The organism is Pseudophaeobacter profundi (assembly GCF_029697505.1).
Classification (GTDB): domain Bacteria; phylum Pseudomonadota; class Alphaproteobacteria; order Rhodobacterales; family Rhodobacteraceae; genus Pseudophaeobacter; species Pseudophaeobacter profundi.
In genome coordinates this window covers 1-356 of sequence record NZ_JARJEF010000121.1, presented here as the reverse complement: position 1 = coordinate 356, position 356 = coordinate 1, and the positions used below count along the sequence as shown (strand labels likewise).

The window sequence follows — 356 nt, the reverse complement described above, 5'->3', positions numbered from 1 at the left end:
GGTCATCAGGCCTCCCAAGAAAACCGTTGAGAGGAGAGTACGCAAGCTGAACCCACTTGTCAACACACGGGCTATGCTCAAGTTGAACCCATTCGCAGCGGTCATGAAGAGGAAAGCTGTTCTTACCGCTCAGAAGAGGCTTTTTGATCGTGATGTTAAACTGGCTGAGAAGAGAGGAATCCCCCTGGACCCCAAATCCCAGCGCAAGGTTAAAATGTTGGCACTCCGCAAGGAACAGATCTAGAAGGCCATGAGTGCAAAGCCCAAGAAAGCCAAGAAGCCCAAAACTGACAAGCCCAAGGCAGCTCCTCCTGCAAAGAAGGCGGCTCCTGCCAAGGTGGCTGCCAAGAAGTGAG

Annotated in this window: 1 protein-coding gene; it reads left to right on the top strand. The window is 52.5% G+C overall.

Annotated features, from left to right (window positions below):
- Window positions 1-244: hypothetical protein (locus tag P2081_RS20495; protein ID WP_278924634.1), on the top strand; the 244-nt coding region annotated here is incomplete at its 5' end.
- Between the last annotated feature and the right edge of the window lie 112 nt (window positions 245-356).